Source organism: Nostoc sp. DedQUE04 (assembly GCF_034530995.1).
GTDB lineage: Bacteria > Cyanobacteriota > Cyanobacteriia > Cyanobacteriales > Nostocaceae > Nostoc.
This window is the reverse complement of the sequence record NZ_JAVRCA010000007.1, coordinates 178,845-194,682: the sequence shown is the minus strand read 5'-3', so window position 1 is coordinate 194,682 and position 15,838 is coordinate 178,845. Positions and strand designations below refer to the sequence as shown.

The following is a 15,838-nucleotide window of genomic DNA, read 5'->3' as shown; positions in this document are numbered from 1 at the left end:
ACTATTTTAGCCTTGACACGCTACTACAAAATAATTTTCTTTAGTCCATGTTTTTTAAAACTCAGTACTACTGAATAACCAATATTTCAGATGCCAGCAATAACTTATACACTAACAGCGGCAATATAATTGCCCTGTTTTTTTATGCTCAATCATGTAAATTTTTAGTATTCACCTCTTGACAGAAGCAATCGAGGATAGAATGGTTAGTGTCTGGCATAAAAGTTTAATTTTACCCGCTTGCTTTTGTGAGTAATCAAAAGTGACAGCTAGCAGTCTTAAATAACCGAGCTTCTTTAATGCCTAGCTTTTTCGATGCATAAGTCCTAAATTTACGTTTGGACTGCTACATCTATCTAATGAACCACACAAGCATTTGAAAGGGTAATAACTCAAGATATTTCTCGTTGGGTCAGATATTACGCGTACTTAATTGTAGAACGAGAACCACTGTAAATGCAACGCAGCTTCATCAAGTTGAATTCACTAACATTCTTACATGAACACAAAACATCAAGGTCAGAGCAAGAAAACTGCTCTTATTACTGGAGCAGCTGGTGGAATTGGCTACGAATTAGCATGTATTTTTGCTGCTCATGATTACAATTTGGTCTTAGTAGACAGAAATGGGCCAAAGCTAGTAGAAATTGCAGTTAAGTTCCAAGAAAAATTTGGGATTTTTGTCAAAACTATTGTTAAGGATTTATCTATATCAACTGCTCCTGAAGAAATTTTCACGGAGTTGCAACTTGCCGATATTAATGTTGATGTGCTGGTAAATAATGCCGGATTTGGTATCTATGGATTATTTCACGAAACAGACCTAGCTACTGAACTAGAAATGCTACAGGTAAATTTGGTGTGTCTCACCCATTTAACTAAGCTATTCGTGAAGCACATGGTCAAGCAAGGTGAAGGTAAGATATTAAACGTCGCTTCGGCTGCTGCTTTTCAACCTGGGCCTTTGATGGCAGTTTATTTTGCTACTAAAGCTTATATCTTATCTTTTTCAGAAGCGATCGCTAATGAATTAGAAGGTACAGGTGTCACTGTGACAGTTCTTTGCCCAGGCTCAACAGAATCTGGCTTTCATGAAAGAACGGGGATGGCAGACTCTAAATTGCTTAAGGGTAAGAAGATGATGGATGCACGAACAGTAGCAGAAATTGGTTTTCACGCTTTAATGAAGGGCAAAACCATTGTTATTCCTGGTTTTATGAATAAACTACTTGCAAAAAGCGTCAGATTTGTACCTAGAAAGGTGGTGACAAGAATTGTGAGAAATATGCAGGAAGATAAATAGGGGGCATGGGGCATTGGGCATTGGGAATTGGAGAATAATTAATGACTAATCACTACTATTAATATTGCCAGCATTTTAAATTCCAGCCAAAATTCGCCACAGCAACAGCAGCAACATAATTGTTAGCAGGTACTAGTTCAAAAAGACTCCAGTCTTCGGATATCTGTAATTTGGCTGGTTCTGTGGGAGTGAGCGATACTTCAATTTGCTCTAGCTGAGATAGTCCGTCTCCAGTTGCTTTTAAATAAGCTTCCTTACAAGTCCAGTAACGGAAAAATACTTCTTGCTGTTGGTTGGGAGATAGCGATCGCAACATCTCATATTCTCTCGGTAAAAAGAACCGTTTGGCAAGACTTTCCAAATCAGACATCGGGCGAATATATTCTAGGTCTACACCAATTGGGCGAGTACAATTCACTGCACATAAACCCAACCCTTGGGAATGAGACAAGTTAAACGCCAGTCCACTATCGGCAAATTTATCTGCTAGTACTGGTTTGCCACGCTGTTGATAATTAAACTCCACTTGTAACGGTTGGATACCCAAGTAGCGCCCTAATATAGTTCGCAGGATACCACGACCTGCGATGAAACGCTGCCGATGTTCCTGAAAATAGAACCGTTCAGCACGAGATGTTTCGTCACTGGAAAGAGTCGCTGCTAAATTTTGCAGCTGTACTTCTGGTTGGTCAAGTTCTATGCGCCAGACATGAATCTCATCCGGTAGCAAAGTTAAATTCGTCGGTGCAGGTAGCCAAATATTATTAGAAGCGGTCATTGAGTCAAAAATTCAAGAGAGTTGTACTTTAATAGTTTGTTTAATTACGACGATATTATGGGTGAATCTGGTTTGACGCTTTAGCATTACTATATACAACTGCGCCTGTTTTTCCTAGAATATGCCATAGGTATTGTTAGATATTAAGTCTAGCTGTAAACATAAATACAGATAGCCGCGATTGCTTTTGCCAGCTAAATATTATAATTTATTACTCTAGATGTACGCTCCTCAACTACACGTTAAATCTCCTGAGAGAAAATACTTTAAAACTTTTAATAGAGAATCGCAAATTTTATTTTGGCTACAACATTAGCTATTACAGCATTACTCAAAGGAACTACGACCAATGTCTGCAAGTGTTCTGAAGTAGATATATCTTCAGTAAGAAATAATTTTTCTCAGAAAGTGTTAAATCTGGAACAAAAAACCCTTGCCAAAGCTTGTTAAAAACCTATTACAACTACTTTTTTCTAGAACATAGTGAGGATGAATGATTCTTAATTTGGAGTACTTTGCCTTTTTTATACTGCTACTAGCAGCGCTACTATTGGCAATTAGGCAAATGAGCGTTGCTTTGGATGAATTAGATATTGCGCGTTTTACTCTCTGGACGGGTATTGCTTCTGTTATTGCTGGTTTACCAATGATATTGTGGTAGCTTCTGGGTCAATGCCATCCTCTCTATTTTGGGCTTCCAAAATACGACTCCATCTGTCGAACATCTTAGCAACTAGAATCTGTTCGTTGTTGCTCTAACCATTGTAAAACCCGATTCCATGCCCACCAAAGATCGGGGTCTTGTACTTGACGCTGGCACTCTTTGCTACTGAGATAGCCAACATGACCGCCATACTGAGTAAGTAACAAATCTATTGCAAAATTGCGATCGCACGCTTCTTCTAATTCCGGTATGATAGCTGGGTCAAAAAGTGGGTCATCGGCAGCATATAGAATCAAAGTCGGTTTCGAGATTTGCGGCAATATTTGCAAAGCACTACTAGCTTGGTAATATGCTTCCACAGAAGGAAAACCAAGTCGCTTAATTACCAATTCATTATCAAAACCCCAAATGCTATTTGCTCGTTCAATCGCTTCTGGGTCAAGGCTTCCAGGATGAGCATCATGAATCCGCCACGCCAGTTTTTTTAAATTTTGGGCAATCCCTGCTTCTAAATATCTACCAAAGGGCTTTGTAACTAGATAAGATAGCGATCGCTGTGAATCTAAACTCGGACAAATCACCATACCACCGCCAATATCGCTATCTTCTAATCCTAAATCTTCATCCTCCTTAATCACCTCACCAGCCACCTTCACCGCCCATAACGCCAATTGCCCTCCTAAAGAATACCCTGTAAACCAAAATTTCCCCGGACATCCCATTGCCTTTGCAGCAGCAGCGATGCGAACAAAATCTTCCCCCTCATACAAACCATCAGAAGTTAGAGTCGGGGACAATTCGGCTGTTTTTCCGTGGGCCCGCCAATCAAATAACACTACAGCGTATCCTTGGGCATAAGCTTTACGCCCTAGCACCCTCAAAAACCATTCTGTCTCTAACTCTCCGGTAATGCCATAAGTACCGATAATCGTGCTATGAGCATTTTCCGGGATGGCAACCAAGCCAAAAATTGGCACACCTTGGCCACCAATAAAGATTTTTTCGTGATAAGACGGTTCTTGTAAGAAAACAGTACTTTCCCAGTTACGTTTTCCCCACAAAGCGGTGTATACAGTCATCATCACACCGTTTTGTAAAAACCAAGACGGATTGTAGGGGGGAGTATAACACATCATAGACTATAAGATTTCGTGTAATTGAGTCTTGATTTCACAGTCATTTAATCTTAATATTTATGTAAGATTTAAAAACTTTTTTAGAATCGATTCAAAAATCTTTGTATCTATCAAAGGTTGTTAATTATCCTTAATAAGTAGTAATAATTTTTTAAGAATGCCGAGGATTCTTGTCATAGACGATGACCCAGCGATTTCAGAACTAGTTGCCGTCAACTTGGAAATGGCTGGCTACGATGTTAGTCAAGCTGAAGACGGCATCAAAGGTCAAGCGCTGGCTCTCCAGCTACAACCAGACTTGATCATGCTCGATTTAATGTTGCCCAGGGTAGATGGGTTTACCGTTTGTCAACGCCTGCGCCGCGACGATCGCACCTCTGAGATTCCCGTGTTAATGCTGACAGCTTTGAGCCAAACTCAGGACAAGGTGGAAGGCTTCAATGCTGGCGCAGATGACTACCTCACCAAGCCTTTTGAAGTTGAAGAACTGCTGGCGCGGGTGCGGGCACTTTTACGGCGGACTGACCGGATTCCTCAAGCCGCAAAGCATAGTGAAATTCTCAACTATGGCTCATTAACCCTCGTTCCCGAAAGATTTGAGGCAATATGGTTCAATGAGACGGTGAAATTGACTCACTTGGAATTTGAGCTACTTCACTGCTTGCTGCAACGTCACGGTCAAACAGTTTCTCCTAGCGAAATCCTCAGAGAAGTTTGGGGCTACGATCCTGATGATGACATAGAAACCATTCGAGTGCATATTCGCCACTTGAGAACCAAGCTAGAACCAGATCCTCGCCATCCCCGCTATATCAAGACAGTGTATGGTGCTGGATACTGTCTGGAATTACCCGCTATACCTCCATCCAATGAAGGGGCTTCAGTAACAGTCGTTGAATGAAACACGCTAAATTCCCTTATCTAAGCTATTACTTAGGCAAGAACTCTCTGTAACTCTTATTCCTTACCGCTTAGTTAAGGTTATTGGTGGGATTTAGTAGTATGTAGAGATGTTGCAATACAACGTCTCTACAAGCATACCCGTAAGAAGTTAAGACAAAGTACCTTTTGTCAATAAGTTAAAATACTCAAAATAAGCTCTGTAAAATTAGCCGTCATTGAATTTCTTAAATTGTAGTGCGATCGCGCTGTTTCACCACAGCGCGGTCTTGTTTCTACTTATTACCGCATAACAACCCAAACCGAACTAACCCGCGTTCATAACCGCGACGCATCAACCCCAGCGATAACGCCCCTTGAATGGTAGTCCAACCGGCATTGAGTAAGCCCCAAAGTGCTTGGGGAGTGAACGCCGAATCAATGACTACATTCCAAAAGGGGGCGACGGCGGTTGACCAATCGGCGGTGCGAATATTGTTTAATGGAAGTTGACGTGCGATCGCTTCATACTCTGGTAAAGAAATTACATAAGGCAAACAATACACCCGATAAATATCCTGCAAATGCTTTTCTTCATCTGCCGTCAGTGGTAACTTATCAGTCGGTCGATGACACCAAGTCACCATAATTAACTGTCCGCCAGGTTTCAATACCCGATAGCACTCCTGGAGAAACTTAGTTTTATCTGGCATGTGTTCGCCGCTTTCCAGCGACCAAACCAAATCAAAAGAATTATCAGCAAAGGGCATTTCTTGAGCATTGGCGACCTGAAACTGAGTTTTCAGACTCAAATTCGCTTCCGTTGCGCGTTCTGTTGCTCTGGCAGCTTGCACAGGACTCAAAGTAATCCCTGTAGCCTTAGCATTAAACTTTTCTGCCAAGTATAAAGAACTACCACCAATACCACAGCCGACATCGAGAATATTTTCTGCTGATTGTACCCCCGCCCAATTAAGCAGTTCCTCGATTAAATCAATTTGAGCTTGACGGCGGTCTTTTTTCTGGCTGCCATCGACACCATAGTAGCCGTGGTGCATGTGTTCGCCCCAAATCTGTTCCCACAGACCAGAGGAAGCATCGTAGAACTGCTGAATTTGCTGGTAAAGTGTTGCACTCATGAAAAAAGTAGTATTGAGACGAATTAGAATTCAAAAAAAACATACAGGTAGGCTACCATGTATGTTTTTAATTAAATAAGGGTATTTTTACTCCGGGGAAGGTAAACCGAGATTTATCCTCCTGGAAAAAATTTCTCAGTTTTACCTTAATAAACTTTTCTTCGTCAAATTTATACCAATTATTCCAAACAACATACATATACAAGAAATGAAAACCTAGATTTACTCTAACTTTCTTAATTACGAATTACGAACTTGTACTGAGCTTGTCCTGAGCGTATTCGAAGGGCGTAGCCGAAGTATTACGAACTACGAATTAATTATGACCGTTTCTCGCACAGTTTGCCTGGGATTTTTGGCTGTCATCACTATAGGAACAATCTTGTTGATGATGCCTTTCTCAACTAGCGATGGTACATGGAACGACCCTATTGTGGCGCTGTTCACCTCAACATCTGCGGTTTGTGTTACTGGCTTATCAGTGGTCGATCCTGGTACTTATTTTTCTTTTTGGGGTCAGCTGTTTATGACACTGTTGGTTCAGATTGGCGGTTTGGGCTATATGACAAGCACTACCTTTCTGATTCTGCTAATTGGACGCAAGTTTGACCTGCGACAAAAGGTAGCTATTCAACAAGCTTTAGACCGACCAGGAATGAGCGGGAGTGCCCAAGTCATCCGTTCAATTATTGCTACAACTTTAATTTTTGAAATTACAGGAATATTCTTACTTATACCAGCTTTCGTTCCAAAATATGGTTGGGATCGAGGACTTTGGTTGGCAATTTTTCATAGTATCAATGCTTGGAATAATGCTGGTTTTAGTTTGTTTAAAGATAACTTAATTGGCTATCAATCATCCTTTTTAGTAGTCTTTACCATTAGCATGTTGATTATATTTGGGGGAATTGGCTATCAAGTAATTTTGGAAATGTATCTTTGGTTGCGCGATCGCATTCACAAAAAAACTCAAAACCAAGTCTTCACCCTAGATTTCAAAGTTGCAATCAGTACAACTCTGATATTATTATTAGTGGGGATAATAGCCTTTTTCTGTATAGAAATCAGAAACCCTGAAACATTTGGTTATCTAAATTTACGTGACCAGATATTAGTAGCTTGGTTTCAATCAGTTACTCCCAGAACTGCTGGTTTTAATACCATCGATATTGGCAAAATGACTACTGCTGGTCTATTTATTACAATTGCGCTGATGTTTATTGGTGCAAGTCCAGGTGGCACAGGAGGAGGCATTAAAACAACAACCTTGAGAGTTTTGACCAGTTGTACCAAAGCGATTCTTCAGGGTAAAGAAGAAGTTTTGTTGTACGATCGCAAGATAGCAATAACTTTAATTTTGAAAGCTGTAGGTGTGTTAGTAGGATCGGTAGCAACCGTAATTTTCGCCACGATTTTAATTAGCCTCACAGATCCAACATTAGATTTTATTCAAATTTTGTTTGAAGTAGTATCAGCCTTCGCTACTGTGGGACTTTCTACAGGCATTACAGCAACTATCTCTACAGGAGCAAAGCTCATCTTAATTGTCACTATGTATGTTGGAAGAGTCGGTGTTTTACTGCTGATGTCTGCCGTACTAGGAGATCCCCGCCCTACCAGAATTCACTATCCTGAAGAAAATTTACTCGTGGGATAGTTAGGGAGAGAGAGTAGGAAGTAGAAGATGAGGGAGTAGGAGAAACAGGGGGAAAATAACAAATAACAAATGACAAATAACAAATGACTAAACTGATAAAATATACATTGGAAGGCAAAAATAAAATTTTAATTCAAGCGGTATAACCGTTTTTTGCCCTAAATACAGGGAGCCATCATAAGGATAAAAAGGGTGAATCTGTCATCATTAAGTTTTTTTCGCAGTTTACGCAAAGACAACCACCAATTTGCTGTAATTGGGTTAGGTCGTTTTGGTCGCTCTGTCTGTTCCACACTGCACAATTTTGGTTATCAAGTGCTGGCAACAGATATTGATGAAAAACGAGTTTCAGAAGCATTAACTGAGGGAATAGTTGGTCATGCTTTGCAACTAGACTCTACAGAACCAGCTGCACTCAAAGAAGCTGGAATTTTTGAATTTGATACTGTAATTGTCGCAATTGGTAACTACGTTCAAGAAAGTATCATAACCACTCTCAATGTGAAAGAGGCTGGCGTGCCTCATGTAGTTGCTAAAGCTTCTAGTGAAGTTCATCGTAAACTGTTGCGGCGAGTAGGCGCAGATCATGTTGTTTTTCCTGAGTATGAAGCGGGTTGTGCCCTAGCGCGTACTCTTACTAAACCAGCAATTCTAGATCGGTTTGACCTCGACCCCGATAACAGTATTGTAGAGTTGATTGTGCCTGATGAATTTCACGGCAAAACCATCACTGAACTGCAACTTCGTAACCGCTACGGTTTAAATTTGCTAGCAGTAAGCCAGGATGGGAAATTTCAAATTAATCCTGACGCTACCAAGCGTTTAGAGCGTGGTTCAGCAATGGTTGTTATTGGTTGCAATAAAGATATTAATCGTTTGCCGATTTAAAAAAGTTAGGAGTTAGGAATTAAAAGTTAGGAGTTATGCCGTGTGCAACTTTTACTCAAAACTAACTTCGAGTAGAGAATAGACTTATTGGATGAATCAAAAGCCCTGACCCTAAATCCCTCTCCCAAGTTTGGGAGAAGGGGTTGGGGGATGAGGGCAAATAGCCTTAACTCTGAGTTTTTTATTGTCCGGGACTTGTTGAAGTGGATTGTGGTTCGACTGAGACAGGTACATCGCCAGGGTTTGCGGGCGTTTCTGGTTGATTTGCCGTTTGTGGCTCAGATGTTTGTACTGTAGAATCTGAACTCTGAGAAGGAGTAGCTGTTTGACTGGCTTGAGGTTGCTGTTGCCCATTTTTCTGAGCAATTTGCTGCATTAGCTGCTCAATTTTTTGGGCTTGTTCAATGTTACCTTGCTCGCGATATTCATTGTGAGCGCGTTTCAAGACTCCACTGGCTTTTTTGAATTCGCCCTGATTATATAAAGTTACTCCCAAGTTATAGTAAGCTGAAGCACTTTTTGGATTTAGGCGAATCGCTTGCCGATAAACAGAAATAGCCTCAGAAGCTTGACCATGCATTGCTAGCAAATTTGCCATGTTGCTGTAGGCTGCGGCATTTTTAGGATCTAGCTTCAAAGCTTGGCGATAATTGGCGATCGCAGGCTCGATTTGACCTTGTTGTTGCAAGGCGATCGCTAAGTTAAGATAAGCATTGGCATTGCTGCTATCTAGATTAATTGCTTTTTGGTATGCAGCGATCGCTTCCTCTGACTTTCCTTGTTCGTACAGCAACAAACCCAGATTATACAGCCCTGCCACTCTTGTGGAATCGATCGCCAAGCTCTGGCGATAAGCGGTAATTGCTGCATCTTTTTCTCCTTGTCGGTGCAACACTAACCCTAAGTTGTAATAAGCTTCGCTAGAATTGGGATTAACTTTTATCGCCTCTGTAAATTCATGTAAAGCTTCATCCAGGCGATTTTGCTCTATCAATATATTACCCAGATAATTCCGTGCTGCCCCAAGGTTAGGATCTCGCTGTAACGCTTGACGAAAGGCATATTCTGCACCTTGTAAGTCTTGGCGGTTATAGCGCGTAACTCCTTGCTGGAAAAAGCTAGCTGCTTCCAGATTCTGAGAAATTGCAGTTTCTGCCAGCAGCTTGCTAACTGGAAAATTAGTAATTGTCGGTGCAGCCAAGAGCAAAAATGCAGAACAGCCACCGAGTGTTACCTGACAAAATAAATTTAACCAATGAGAAAATAGGTATTTTTCAGACATTAATAGCAGACCTGTACTTATTTTTAACCCCTTATAAGTCAGAGTACCCACCACGAAAGAAAAAATTCCCAATTTCCAACTTTTAACTTCTAACTCTTGTACAGACGCGATTAATCGCGTCTCTTTCTTGTACAGACGCGATTAATCGCGTCTCTTCTCACTCCCCGCTCCCACAGCTGACGGCAAAATTAGCATGGCATCACCGAATGAATAAAAGCGATATCCAAAAGCGATCGCTTCGTTGTATATATTCAATAATCGTTGTCTGCCAATTAGGGCACTTACCAACATCAACAAACTAGAACGCGGTAAGTGAAAATTCGTAATCAAACCATCTACCACCCGCCATTGGTAGCCGGGATAAATAAACAAGTCTGTTTTTCCGCAAAATGGCTGTAAATTACCAGATTGAGCCGCCCCTTCTAAAGCCCGTACTGCCGTTGTTCCCACAGCAATAATTCGACCGCCAGCAGCTTTAGTGGCGCGGATTTGCTCTACTGTAGCGGCAGGAACTTCAATCCATTCTTCATGCATCTGATGGGTAGTTACGTCCTCTACTTCCACAGGGCGAAATGTGCCGACACCAACGTGTAGCGTCACAAAAGCTCGATCGATTTGGCGATCGCCCAACTTTTGTAATAATTCTGGGGTAAAGTGTAATCCTGCCGTCGGAGCTGCGATCGCTCCTGGTTGTTTAGCATAAACTGTCTGATACTGCTCATCAGCTGCTTCTGAGGTAGTGATATATGGTGGTAACGGTACTTCACCAAATACCTCTAACAGTTCCACCAAAGTCTTACCCTCTGGTACATCAAATTGCAACAAACGCCCCCCAGTAGCTGCATCTGTTTCTAGAACCGTAGCCGTGAGTTGGTGACACTTCGACAAGCTCAGTGCATCGCTGGGTACTAAAGAAGAATCTTTACAATCCTTAATTCCTAATTGCCTTCCTGTAAAAACAATCTTCGCTCCCCGTTTGAAGCTTTTTCCTGGCTTAACTAAAGCTAACCAACAGTTATGCTGCCGTTCTTCCAACAGCAACACCTGGATTTTCGCACCAGTGGATTTATGACCATAAAGCCGCGCTGGAATGACTCTTGTATTGTTCATAACCAACAAATCACCAGAGCGCAGCAGTGCAGGCAAATCATGGAAAATATGGTGTAGAGGTGCTGTTTCGATGCCTGTAGTCGGAGAATCAACTACCAGTAACCGCGAACTATCTCTAGGAACTGCTGGGTTTTGGGCAATGAGTTCTGGAGGTAGTTCGTAGTCATAGCCAGCTACCGAGCAATCTAATTCAAAATTTTTTTCTTGTGGGCTAGATGTATCTTTCAAATTGACTTGTACTAGTTTTTGGTTTATTTAGTATTTATACTCTCTTAAAAAGGCTGAGTTAAGTTTTACCTTATATTGGAACTTTAAGGCATCTTCGCTCAGTTTTGCCGCTAGGCTATAAGATTGTTACTATTAAGTAACACGGAAAAATTAATATAAAAATTGGGTAAACCTCCCCATCTAAAAACGGGGGCTTTTACCCTACCGGGAACAGGCACTGATTGACGAATATAGATATGTAGGATTGGCTTTGATCCCAAGCACCAACAAACATGGAATACTTGTACTATCTGGCAAATGCCAGTCTAACCCTGAGGGTCGTTCAACACCTCCACGCTAGACCCCAGACACCAGTTTCGTTCGTCACCGTAATTCATCAAATTGATGGCTGGGTGGTTAGGATCAAACTCAAAGGTCAAGTCTCGCCCCAAGAAGATGGCGACTTTCGGGCTTTTCTAAATGAATTAGGAATTAGCTATGAGCCGCCAATGAGGGTGCAAATGGCACTTTGGAGTTTGGAAGCTGGACAGTGCCCTGTGGATGTGATGCGTCGTTATCAGGTAGCGATCGTTTCTCACGGTAGCCCAGAAAGAGACGAAATTGAAGCGTTCCGGCAGCAGTTTGTCCGGGGCTTAGGTTACTGTCCAGAAACTTTAGCGTAAGCCTATTTGGTTCTAACGCTACTACAAAATTATTGGTCATTGGTAATTAAGATATTTTATCGATTACCAATTAACCATTATCAATTGAAAAGTCAAAAGCTGCCAGAATGTATTCTTGCAGCTTAAACTTATATCCGGGTACTGATGAAGTAGCTAGAGCTTCCTGATTTGCTGTAACCCCAGTCAGATTTTTTGATATCCTTTGACAGTAGACAATAGCAACATCAAATCGACAAGAATAATCTGCCTTCTCAGGATACTGGGCTAAGAATATTTCAGCTGTACGACAGATTTTTGCTTGCTTTTGTGGAGTGATTGCGCTTCTTCCCCCGGCATCCCAACTACCTGAACTACGGGTTTTGACTTCAACAAATGCCAACATAGAGTGGGGAGTGGAGAGTGAGGAGTTAGGAGTGAGGAGTTAGAAGTGAGGAATTTTTCCCCTGCTTCCTGGCTTCCCTGCTCTTTCCCACTTTCTTCATCATATTCAGCAATAATATCGATTTCCCCCCAGCGGCTAGAAAAGCGACGATGGAGAATTATCCAACCTGTAGATTGCAACCATTGAGCTACTAAGTCTTCTCCTAATTCACCACTATTTGGACAATGCATATAAACTTTAGTATTCTCGGTTATTTAATTCAACAGAAAAATAAGAGTTTCTAGTAGTTACCCAAAATCATCCTCCCATGATGTGCTTATTCTTCACTTGCTGGCGTGGCATTCCCAACAGTCAAATTGAAGTAAACATAATTGGGGTAAATATCCATAATTTGACCATGTTCGACATATATGCCACCACCGCATTCCAAAAAGGTGATGAACGGCTCATAAGGGTCAGGAAGACCATTCGCTGGGACTGCATCAAATTCCCGTAGACGACACCAAAATAAGTAATTACATACCCCTTGCACAACATAGACACTACCACGCCTAGTTGGTATCCGGTTGCTGTTGTATAATTTATCCAGCCATTGCATTAGGGGAGACGGAAGTTCAATGTCAGGGCGAATCTGGAGAGCAAGATTTTGAAAAATATGCTTCTGTTCGCTCTGCAAAAAATTTGCCCATTGCCTTACCCGCGACAGAAATTCTAACATCTGTTCTGTAAGTCTTTCGTCTTTCTCCCCCATTCCTAACGTATCCCATTGGATAGCCTCAAGTCGTGCGAAGGCAATGTTTAAATCGTCGTATGAACTTGAATTAGTATTCATAAAAATATTTTTAAAGGATTTTTGCGCTAACATCTCTGACTCAAGGATAATGAGATGGAGGAGGGTTCGCCATTGGCTAAAAATAGTATGAATTCTAAGTTAAGCGCCGGAATTTGGGCAAGCATACTCAGCTTATTCTTGTGGGGAATAATTGCCATCACCGCAACGGTTGGTTTTGCTCCAACAGCTTTGGCACTTGAATATAACAAAGAAATTTTGGTTGAAGCTGATTTTTCAGGACGTGATTTAACAGACTCTAGCTTTACCAAAGCTAATCTTCGCCAGAGCAACTTCAGCCGAGCTAATTTGAACGGTGTCAGCTTCTTTGCAGCAAATTTAGAGTCTGCGAATTTGGAGGGTTCTGATTTGAGAAATGCGACTTTAGACTCGGCTCGTTTAGTCAGAGCAAATTTGACAAATGCACTGTTGGAGGGTGCGTTTGCTGCTAACGCCAGATTTGATGGTGCAGTCATTGACGGGGCAGATTTTACCGATACGCTGCTGCGTCCCGATGAGCAAAAAAAATTGTGCAAACTTGCCAAGGGAACTAATCCGATTACAGGACGAGATACGCGTGACACGTTGTTTTGTCCTTAGTATTTTCTACCTGGGAATTGGGAATTGGGCATTGGGCATTGCTTATTCCCCATTCCCCACTTATAAAATATTGAGCAACTACCAACCACTTGCACCAATCTTTTGACATACAATTTTCATACCTTTGCCTGGTGAAGAACTTGCTACAAAAGGGATTTCTCCTTTTTCTTTATCCTCTTCAAGTAGCTGTCCTTCTGGCCCGTAAATCGCAATGCGATTGCGAAACAGCCGCGATTCTTTGCACGATGCATCAAAGGTAGTCTCGAAGATGCCATCTCCATAGATCCCGTAAAGCTTGTATATCGTGCCCTTAATCGTTTCCGTGTCCAGAGCTACGCTGTTTCCCAATTTATCATGCCCTACAGTGATATATCTTTCTGCATCTTGAGCGATGGCTACGCCAACACCTCCGGTGAACGCACTGCCATTACTCAATAAAATAGCGATCGCACCTACTATGCCGCCTAACTTAAAATACATACAGTTTCAAAATATCAGATTTCATATATTTCTACCCGCGATCAAAGCGGTTCTGGCAGGGTAAAAGCACTGAAATCAAGACAGAACAAGCTTTTATACTAGTTAGTAACACCTTATGGGAAGCGTCAAGCACTAAATAAATAGCTGCAATACTTTTCAAAGTATGAGTGAAACACTTGGTGATATTGCCATACCACCTCAGTTTCCCGATCGCACTCAACTACCAGAGTCTGATGGTGCGTTTGTGTTCGCAAAGCTGGCAAGCCGAAAAACTTAGTAATCACAGGCAAAAGCTTACTACAGGCTTCAACTAGTTTCACCGTAGTAGGCAAATCAGCGATGTCTACGACGGGCTACGCCTACGCACTTAATAACAAGTCAAGATTGTATCTGATTTTGTAAGTTACTTGCAAAATTTTCAAAGTTCTGAATTAAAATTGTTTACATACGTGCGATAGCTAAAAAAGCGAATTATGAATACTTTTATTGTCAAAGTAAGCGCTTTTTGGGATTCTGAGGTCGATGTGTGGGTAGCTAGCAGTGATAATCTACCTGGGTTGGTTACAGAAGCTTCTACTATTGAGATGTTAACAGCAAAACTCAAAGCTATGATTCCAGAACTTATTGAATTAAATAAAGTTGAATCTGGCAACAAAGATTACATTGATTTATACTTAACAACGCATCGTCATGAATCAATCAAAGTGGCTGGCTAATGAGTGTTTCCTTTACTCCTGAAGTTAAAAAGCTTTTAACAGAAGCCGGATGTTATTTTAAAAGGCAAGGGAAAGGAGATCATGAAATTTGGTATAGCCCAATTACAGATAATAACTTTGTAGTTGATAGTAAAATAAAATCACGTCATACTGCAAATGGAGTATTGAAACAAGCTGGTTTAGATAAGCATTTTTGAGTTTATTAAGAGAGCGATCGCATCCAGCAAGCATGCAGGGTTGACCCCTTAATCAATCAGGGTATTCAATCCCCGTTTCTTAACTAGGTGCAACAGTTTAAGAGCAGTGCCACTGGGACGCTTCTGACCGATTTCCCACTTTTGAACCGTTGATAGACTTGTATTTAAAATCGCAGCAAATACTGCCTGACTGACATGAGATGATTCGCGTATTTGCTTAATTTGTTCAGGTTCTAGCGGTTCAATCACAGACAAGCACAGACTGTCGAATTCACGCAATGTAGTCTGATCCATCAGTCCAGCCTTGTGCAGCCCCGTAGCCGTTTCGTGAACGGCTTCAAGAATCGCTGATTTCTTCTTCGGCATTGCAAATTACCTCCATCAATTCATCTTCCAGCTTGGCTTTTTCGAGATCCTCTAGCGTGTAAGAGAACAGTACTGATGCCAGCTTTTTTAATGCTTTTTCTTCTTTTTTGTTAATGTTACTGCGCTCGTTTTTCGGGAAGCCGAAAACAAAAAACCAGCAATCTCCCTTGTTGGTTGCAACCAATGTACGAAAGCCACCACGTTTACCTTGTCCAGAGTGGGCAATCCGCTTTTTGAACAGCCCGCCTCCTAGATCGGCTTCGTAAAGTCCTGCTGTCATTTCGTTTACAGCCGCGCAGAGGCTGAGGTCGTTTAAACCCTCTTTGCGTGCCCAACGGTCAAACCATCGGGTTTTGTAAATTATCATGCTATGGTCATTATCTTCGCTTATTATATAGCACCAAGTGCTATGCTTGGCAATACACTATAAAACTCAAAAAGCTTGAACAAAGACCGATCGCAACATTGAGCAGGAACTAGTTAAAAAAGAGCGATGGGCTACGCCCCGCCGGAGGCGATCGCACTCCAATAAATACAATGAG

19 protein-coding genes and 1 pseudogene are annotated in these 15,838 nt (G+C 41.5%); 10 read left to right on the top strand and 10 right to left on the bottom strand.

The window, feature by feature from the left end:
* Nucleotides 1-499 precede the first annotated feature (499 nt).
* Nucleotides 500-1,303 carry an SDR family oxidoreductase gene (locus RM049_RS07325; RefSeq protein WP_322670406.1) on the top strand — a complete coding sequence of 268 codons (804 nt, stop codon included), beginning with the start codon at nucleotides 500-502 and terminating at the stop codon, nucleotides 1,301-1,303.
* Nucleotides 1,304-1,361: 58 nt separating this feature from the next.
* Here RM049_RS07325 and hetI read toward each other — a convergent pair whose 3' ends face one another.
* Complete coding sequence (hetI, locus tag RM049_RS07320) at nucleotides 1,362-2,081, bottom strand: 4'-phosphopantetheinyl transferase HetI (protein WP_322690781.1); 720 nt, start codon at nucleotides 2,079-2,081, stop codon at nucleotides 1,362-1,364.
* A gap of 300 nt (nucleotides 2,082-2,381) precedes the next feature.
* Between hetI and RM049_RS07315 the strand changes: the two genes are divergently transcribed.
* Both RM049_RS07315 and RM049_RS07310 read left to right on the top strand, forming a co-directional pair.
* Nucleotides 2,382-2,531 (top strand): hypothetical protein, encoded by a 150-nt coding sequence (locus RM049_RS07315; protein ID WP_322690782.1) that lies wholly within the window; start codon nucleotides 2,382-2,384, stop codon nucleotides 2,529-2,531.
* A 43-nt stretch (nucleotides 2,532-2,574) separates the two neighbouring features.
* Nucleotides 2,575-2,742 carry a hypothetical protein gene (locus tag RM049_RS07310; protein ID WP_190893192.1) on the top strand — a complete coding sequence of 56 codons (168 nt, stop codon included), beginning with the start codon at nucleotides 2,575-2,577 and terminating at the stop codon, nucleotides 2,740-2,742.
* A 65-nt stretch (nucleotides 2,743-2,807) separates the two neighbouring features.
* Here the strand turns inward: RM049_RS07310 and RM049_RS07305 are convergent, their stop codons facing one another.
* Complete coding sequence (locus RM049_RS07305; RefSeq protein ID WP_322684579.1) at nucleotides 2,808-3,881, bottom strand: YheT family hydrolase; 1,074 nt, start codon at nucleotides 3,879-3,881, stop codon at nucleotides 2,808-2,810.
* A gap of 157 nt (nucleotides 3,882-4,038) precedes the next feature.
* On the opposite strand from RM049_RS07305, the gene RM049_RS07300 reads away from it, so the two are divergent.
* Entirely contained in the window at nucleotides 4,039-4,782 is a 744-nt protein-coding gene (locus RM049_RS07300) for a response regulator transcription factor (RefSeq protein WP_322670411.1), read from the top strand.
* Between the two features lie 274 nt (nucleotides 4,783-5,056).
* Here the strand turns inward: RM049_RS07300 and RM049_RS07295 are convergent, their stop codons facing one another.
* Nucleotides 5,057-5,899: a methyltransferase domain-containing protein gene (locus tag RM049_RS07295; protein WP_322703684.1), complete on the bottom strand. Its 843-nt coding sequence runs from the start codon at nucleotides 5,897-5,899 to the stop codon at nucleotides 5,057-5,059.
* A 322-nt stretch (nucleotides 5,900-6,221) separates the two neighbouring features.
* Between RM049_RS07295 and RM049_RS07290 the strand changes: the two genes are divergently transcribed.
* Both RM049_RS07290 and RM049_RS07285 read left to right on the top strand, forming a co-directional pair.
* Nucleotides 6,222-7,556 carry a TrkH family potassium uptake protein gene (locus RM049_RS07290; protein ID WP_322703683.1) on the top strand — a complete coding sequence of 445 codons (1,335 nt, stop codon included), beginning with the start codon at nucleotides 6,222-6,224 and terminating at the stop codon, nucleotides 7,554-7,556.
* 192 nt (nucleotides 7,557-7,748) lie between these two features.
* Nucleotides 7,749-8,444: a potassium channel family protein gene (locus RM049_RS07285; protein ID WP_289797626.1), complete on the top strand. Its 696-nt coding sequence runs from the start codon at nucleotides 7,749-7,751 to the stop codon at nucleotides 8,442-8,444.
* Nucleotides 8,445-8,625: 181 nt separating this feature from the next.
* On the opposite strand, the gene RM049_RS07280 is transcribed toward RM049_RS07285, so the two are convergent.
* On the bottom strand, nucleotides 8,626-9,726 hold the full coding sequence (locus tag RM049_RS07280; protein ID WP_322703682.1) for a tetratricopeptide repeat protein: 1,101 nt from the start codon (nucleotides 9,724-9,726) through the stop codon (nucleotides 8,626-8,628).
* Between the two features lie 141 nt (nucleotides 9,727-9,867).
* Nucleotides 9,868-11,064: a tRNA preQ1(34) S-adenosylmethionine ribosyltransferase-isomerase QueA gene (queA, locus tag RM049_RS07275; RefSeq protein WP_416212619.1), complete on the bottom strand. Its 1,197-nt coding sequence runs from the start codon at nucleotides 11,062-11,064 to the stop codon at nucleotides 9,868-9,870.
* A gap of 272 nt (nucleotides 11,065-11,336) precedes the next feature.
* On the opposite strand from queA, the gene RM049_RS07270 reads away from it, so the two are divergent.
* Nucleotides 11,337-11,726 (top strand): hypothetical protein, encoded by a 390-nt coding sequence (locus RM049_RS07270; RefSeq protein ID WP_012412259.1) that lies wholly within the window; start codon nucleotides 11,337-11,339, stop codon nucleotides 11,724-11,726.
* A gap of 70 nt (nucleotides 11,727-11,796) precedes the next feature.
* On the opposite strand, the pseudogene RM049_RS39230 reads toward RM049_RS07270, so the two are convergent.
* Both RM049_RS39230 and RM049_RS07255 read right to left on the bottom strand, forming a co-directional pair.
* Nucleotides 11,797-12,338, bottom strand: a pseudogene (locus RM049_RS39230) (YraN family protein).
* Nucleotides 12,339-12,424: 86 nt separating this feature from the next.
* Nucleotides 12,425-12,940 (bottom strand): hypothetical protein, encoded by a 516-nt coding sequence (locus tag RM049_RS07255; RefSeq protein WP_322703679.1) that lies wholly within the window; start codon nucleotides 12,938-12,940, stop codon nucleotides 12,425-12,427.
* 87 nt (nucleotides 12,941-13,027) lie between these two features.
* On the opposite strand from RM049_RS07255, the gene RM049_RS07250 reads away from it, so the two are divergent.
* Nucleotides 13,028-13,537 (top strand): pentapeptide repeat-containing protein, encoded by a 510-nt coding sequence (locus tag RM049_RS07250; RefSeq protein WP_322703678.1) that lies wholly within the window; start codon nucleotides 13,028-13,030, stop codon nucleotides 13,535-13,537.
* 78 nt (nucleotides 13,538-13,615) lie between these two features.
* Here the strand turns inward: RM049_RS07250 and RM049_RS07245 are convergent, their stop codons facing one another.
* Nucleotides 13,616-14,017, bottom strand: a complete 402-nt coding sequence (locus RM049_RS07245) for a hypothetical protein (RefSeq protein ID WP_322701820.1) — start codon at nucleotides 14,015-14,017, stop codon at nucleotides 13,616-13,618.
* Between the two features lie 473 nt (nucleotides 14,018-14,490).
* Here RM049_RS07245 and RM049_RS07240 point away from each other — a divergent pair, with 473 nt between their 5' ends.
* Both RM049_RS07240 and RM049_RS07235 read left to right on the top strand, forming a co-directional pair.
* Nucleotides 14,491-14,733, top strand: coding sequence for a DUF1902 domain-containing protein (locus RM049_RS07240; protein ID WP_322670417.1), 243 nt, complete (start codon nucleotides 14,491-14,493; stop codon nucleotides 14,731-14,733).
* Complete coding sequence (locus RM049_RS07235; RefSeq protein WP_229456128.1) at nucleotides 14,733-14,930, top strand: type II toxin-antitoxin system HicA family toxin; 198 nt, start codon at nucleotides 14,733-14,735, stop codon at nucleotides 14,928-14,930. The genes RM049_RS07240 and RM049_RS07235 overlap by 1 nt, the downstream gene beginning before the upstream one ends.
* Before the next feature lie 48 nt (nucleotides 14,931-14,978).
* Here the strand turns inward: RM049_RS07235 and RM049_RS07230 are convergent, their stop codons facing one another.
* Nucleotides 14,979-15,296, bottom strand: coding sequence for a DNA-binding transcriptional regulator (locus RM049_RS07230; RefSeq protein WP_322703677.1), 318 nt, complete (start codon nucleotides 15,294-15,296; stop codon nucleotides 14,979-14,981).
* Entirely contained in the window at nucleotides 15,268-15,663 is a 396-nt protein-coding gene (locus RM049_RS07225) for a type II toxin-antitoxin system RelE/ParE family toxin (protein ID WP_300423961.1), read from the bottom strand. The genes RM049_RS07230 and RM049_RS07225 overlap by 29 nt, the downstream gene beginning before the upstream one ends.
* Nucleotides 15,664-15,838: the final 175 nt, after the last annotated feature.

Bases quoted from the DNA above. Each gene is read 5' to 3' on its own strand.
- RM049_RS07325 (WP_322670406.1), top strand. From the start codon at position 500: ATGAACACAAAACATCAAGGTCAGAGCAAGAAAACTGCTCTTATTACT.
- hetI (WP_322690781.1), bottom strand. From the start codon at position 2,081: ATGACCGCTTCTAATAATATTTGGCTACCTGCACCGACGAATTTAACT.
- RM049_RS07310 (WP_190893192.1), top strand. From the start codon at position 2,575: ATGATTCTTAATTTGGAGTACTTTGCCTTTTTTATACTGCTACTAGCA.
- RM049_RS07305 (WP_322684579.1), bottom strand. From the start codon at position 3,881: ATGATGTGTTATACTCCCCCCTACAATCCGTCTTGGTTTTTACAAAAC.
- RM049_RS07300 (WP_322670411.1), top strand. From the start codon at position 4,039: ATGCCGAGGATTCTTGTCATAGACGATGACCCAGCGATTTCAGAACTA.
- RM049_RS07295 (WP_322703684.1), bottom strand. From the start codon at position 5,899: ATGAGTGCAACACTTTACCAGCAAATTCAGCAGTTCTACGATGCTTCC.
- RM049_RS07290 (WP_322703683.1), top strand. From the start codon at position 6,222: ATGACCGTTTCTCGCACAGTTTGCCTGGGATTTTTGGCTGTCATCACT.
- RM049_RS07280 (WP_322703682.1), bottom strand. From the start codon at position 9,726: ATGTCTGAAAAATACCTATTTTCTCATTGGTTAAATTTATTTTGTCAG.
- RM049_RS07270 (WP_012412259.1), top strand. From the start codon at position 11,337: ATGGAATACTTGTACTATCTGGCAAATGCCAGTCTAACCCTGAGGGTC.
- RM049_RS07255 (WP_322703679.1), bottom strand. From the start codon at position 12,940: ATGAATACTAATTCAAGTTCATACGACGATTTAAACATTGCCTTCGCA.
- RM049_RS07250 (WP_322703678.1), top strand. From the start codon at position 13,028: ATGAATTCTAAGTTAAGCGCCGGAATTTGGGCAAGCATACTCAGCTTA.
- RM049_RS07245 (WP_322701820.1), bottom strand. From the start codon at position 14,017: ATGTATTTTAAGTTAGGCGGCATAGTAGGTGCGATCGCTATTTTATTG.
- RM049_RS07240 (WP_322670417.1), top strand. From the start codon at position 14,491: ATGAATACTTTTATTGTCAAAGTAAGCGCTTTTTGGGATTCTGAGGTC.
- RM049_RS07235 (WP_229456128.1), top strand. From the start codon at position 14,733: ATGAGTGTTTCCTTTACTCCTGAAGTTAAAAAGCTTTTAACAGAAGCC.
- RM049_RS07230 (WP_322703677.1), bottom strand. From the start codon at position 15,296: ATGCCGAAGAAGAAATCAGCGATTCTTGAAGCCGTTCACGAAACGGCT.
- RM049_RS07225 (WP_300423961.1), bottom strand. From the start codon at position 15,663: ATGATAATTTACAAAACCCGATGGTTTGACCGTTGGGCACGCAAAGAG.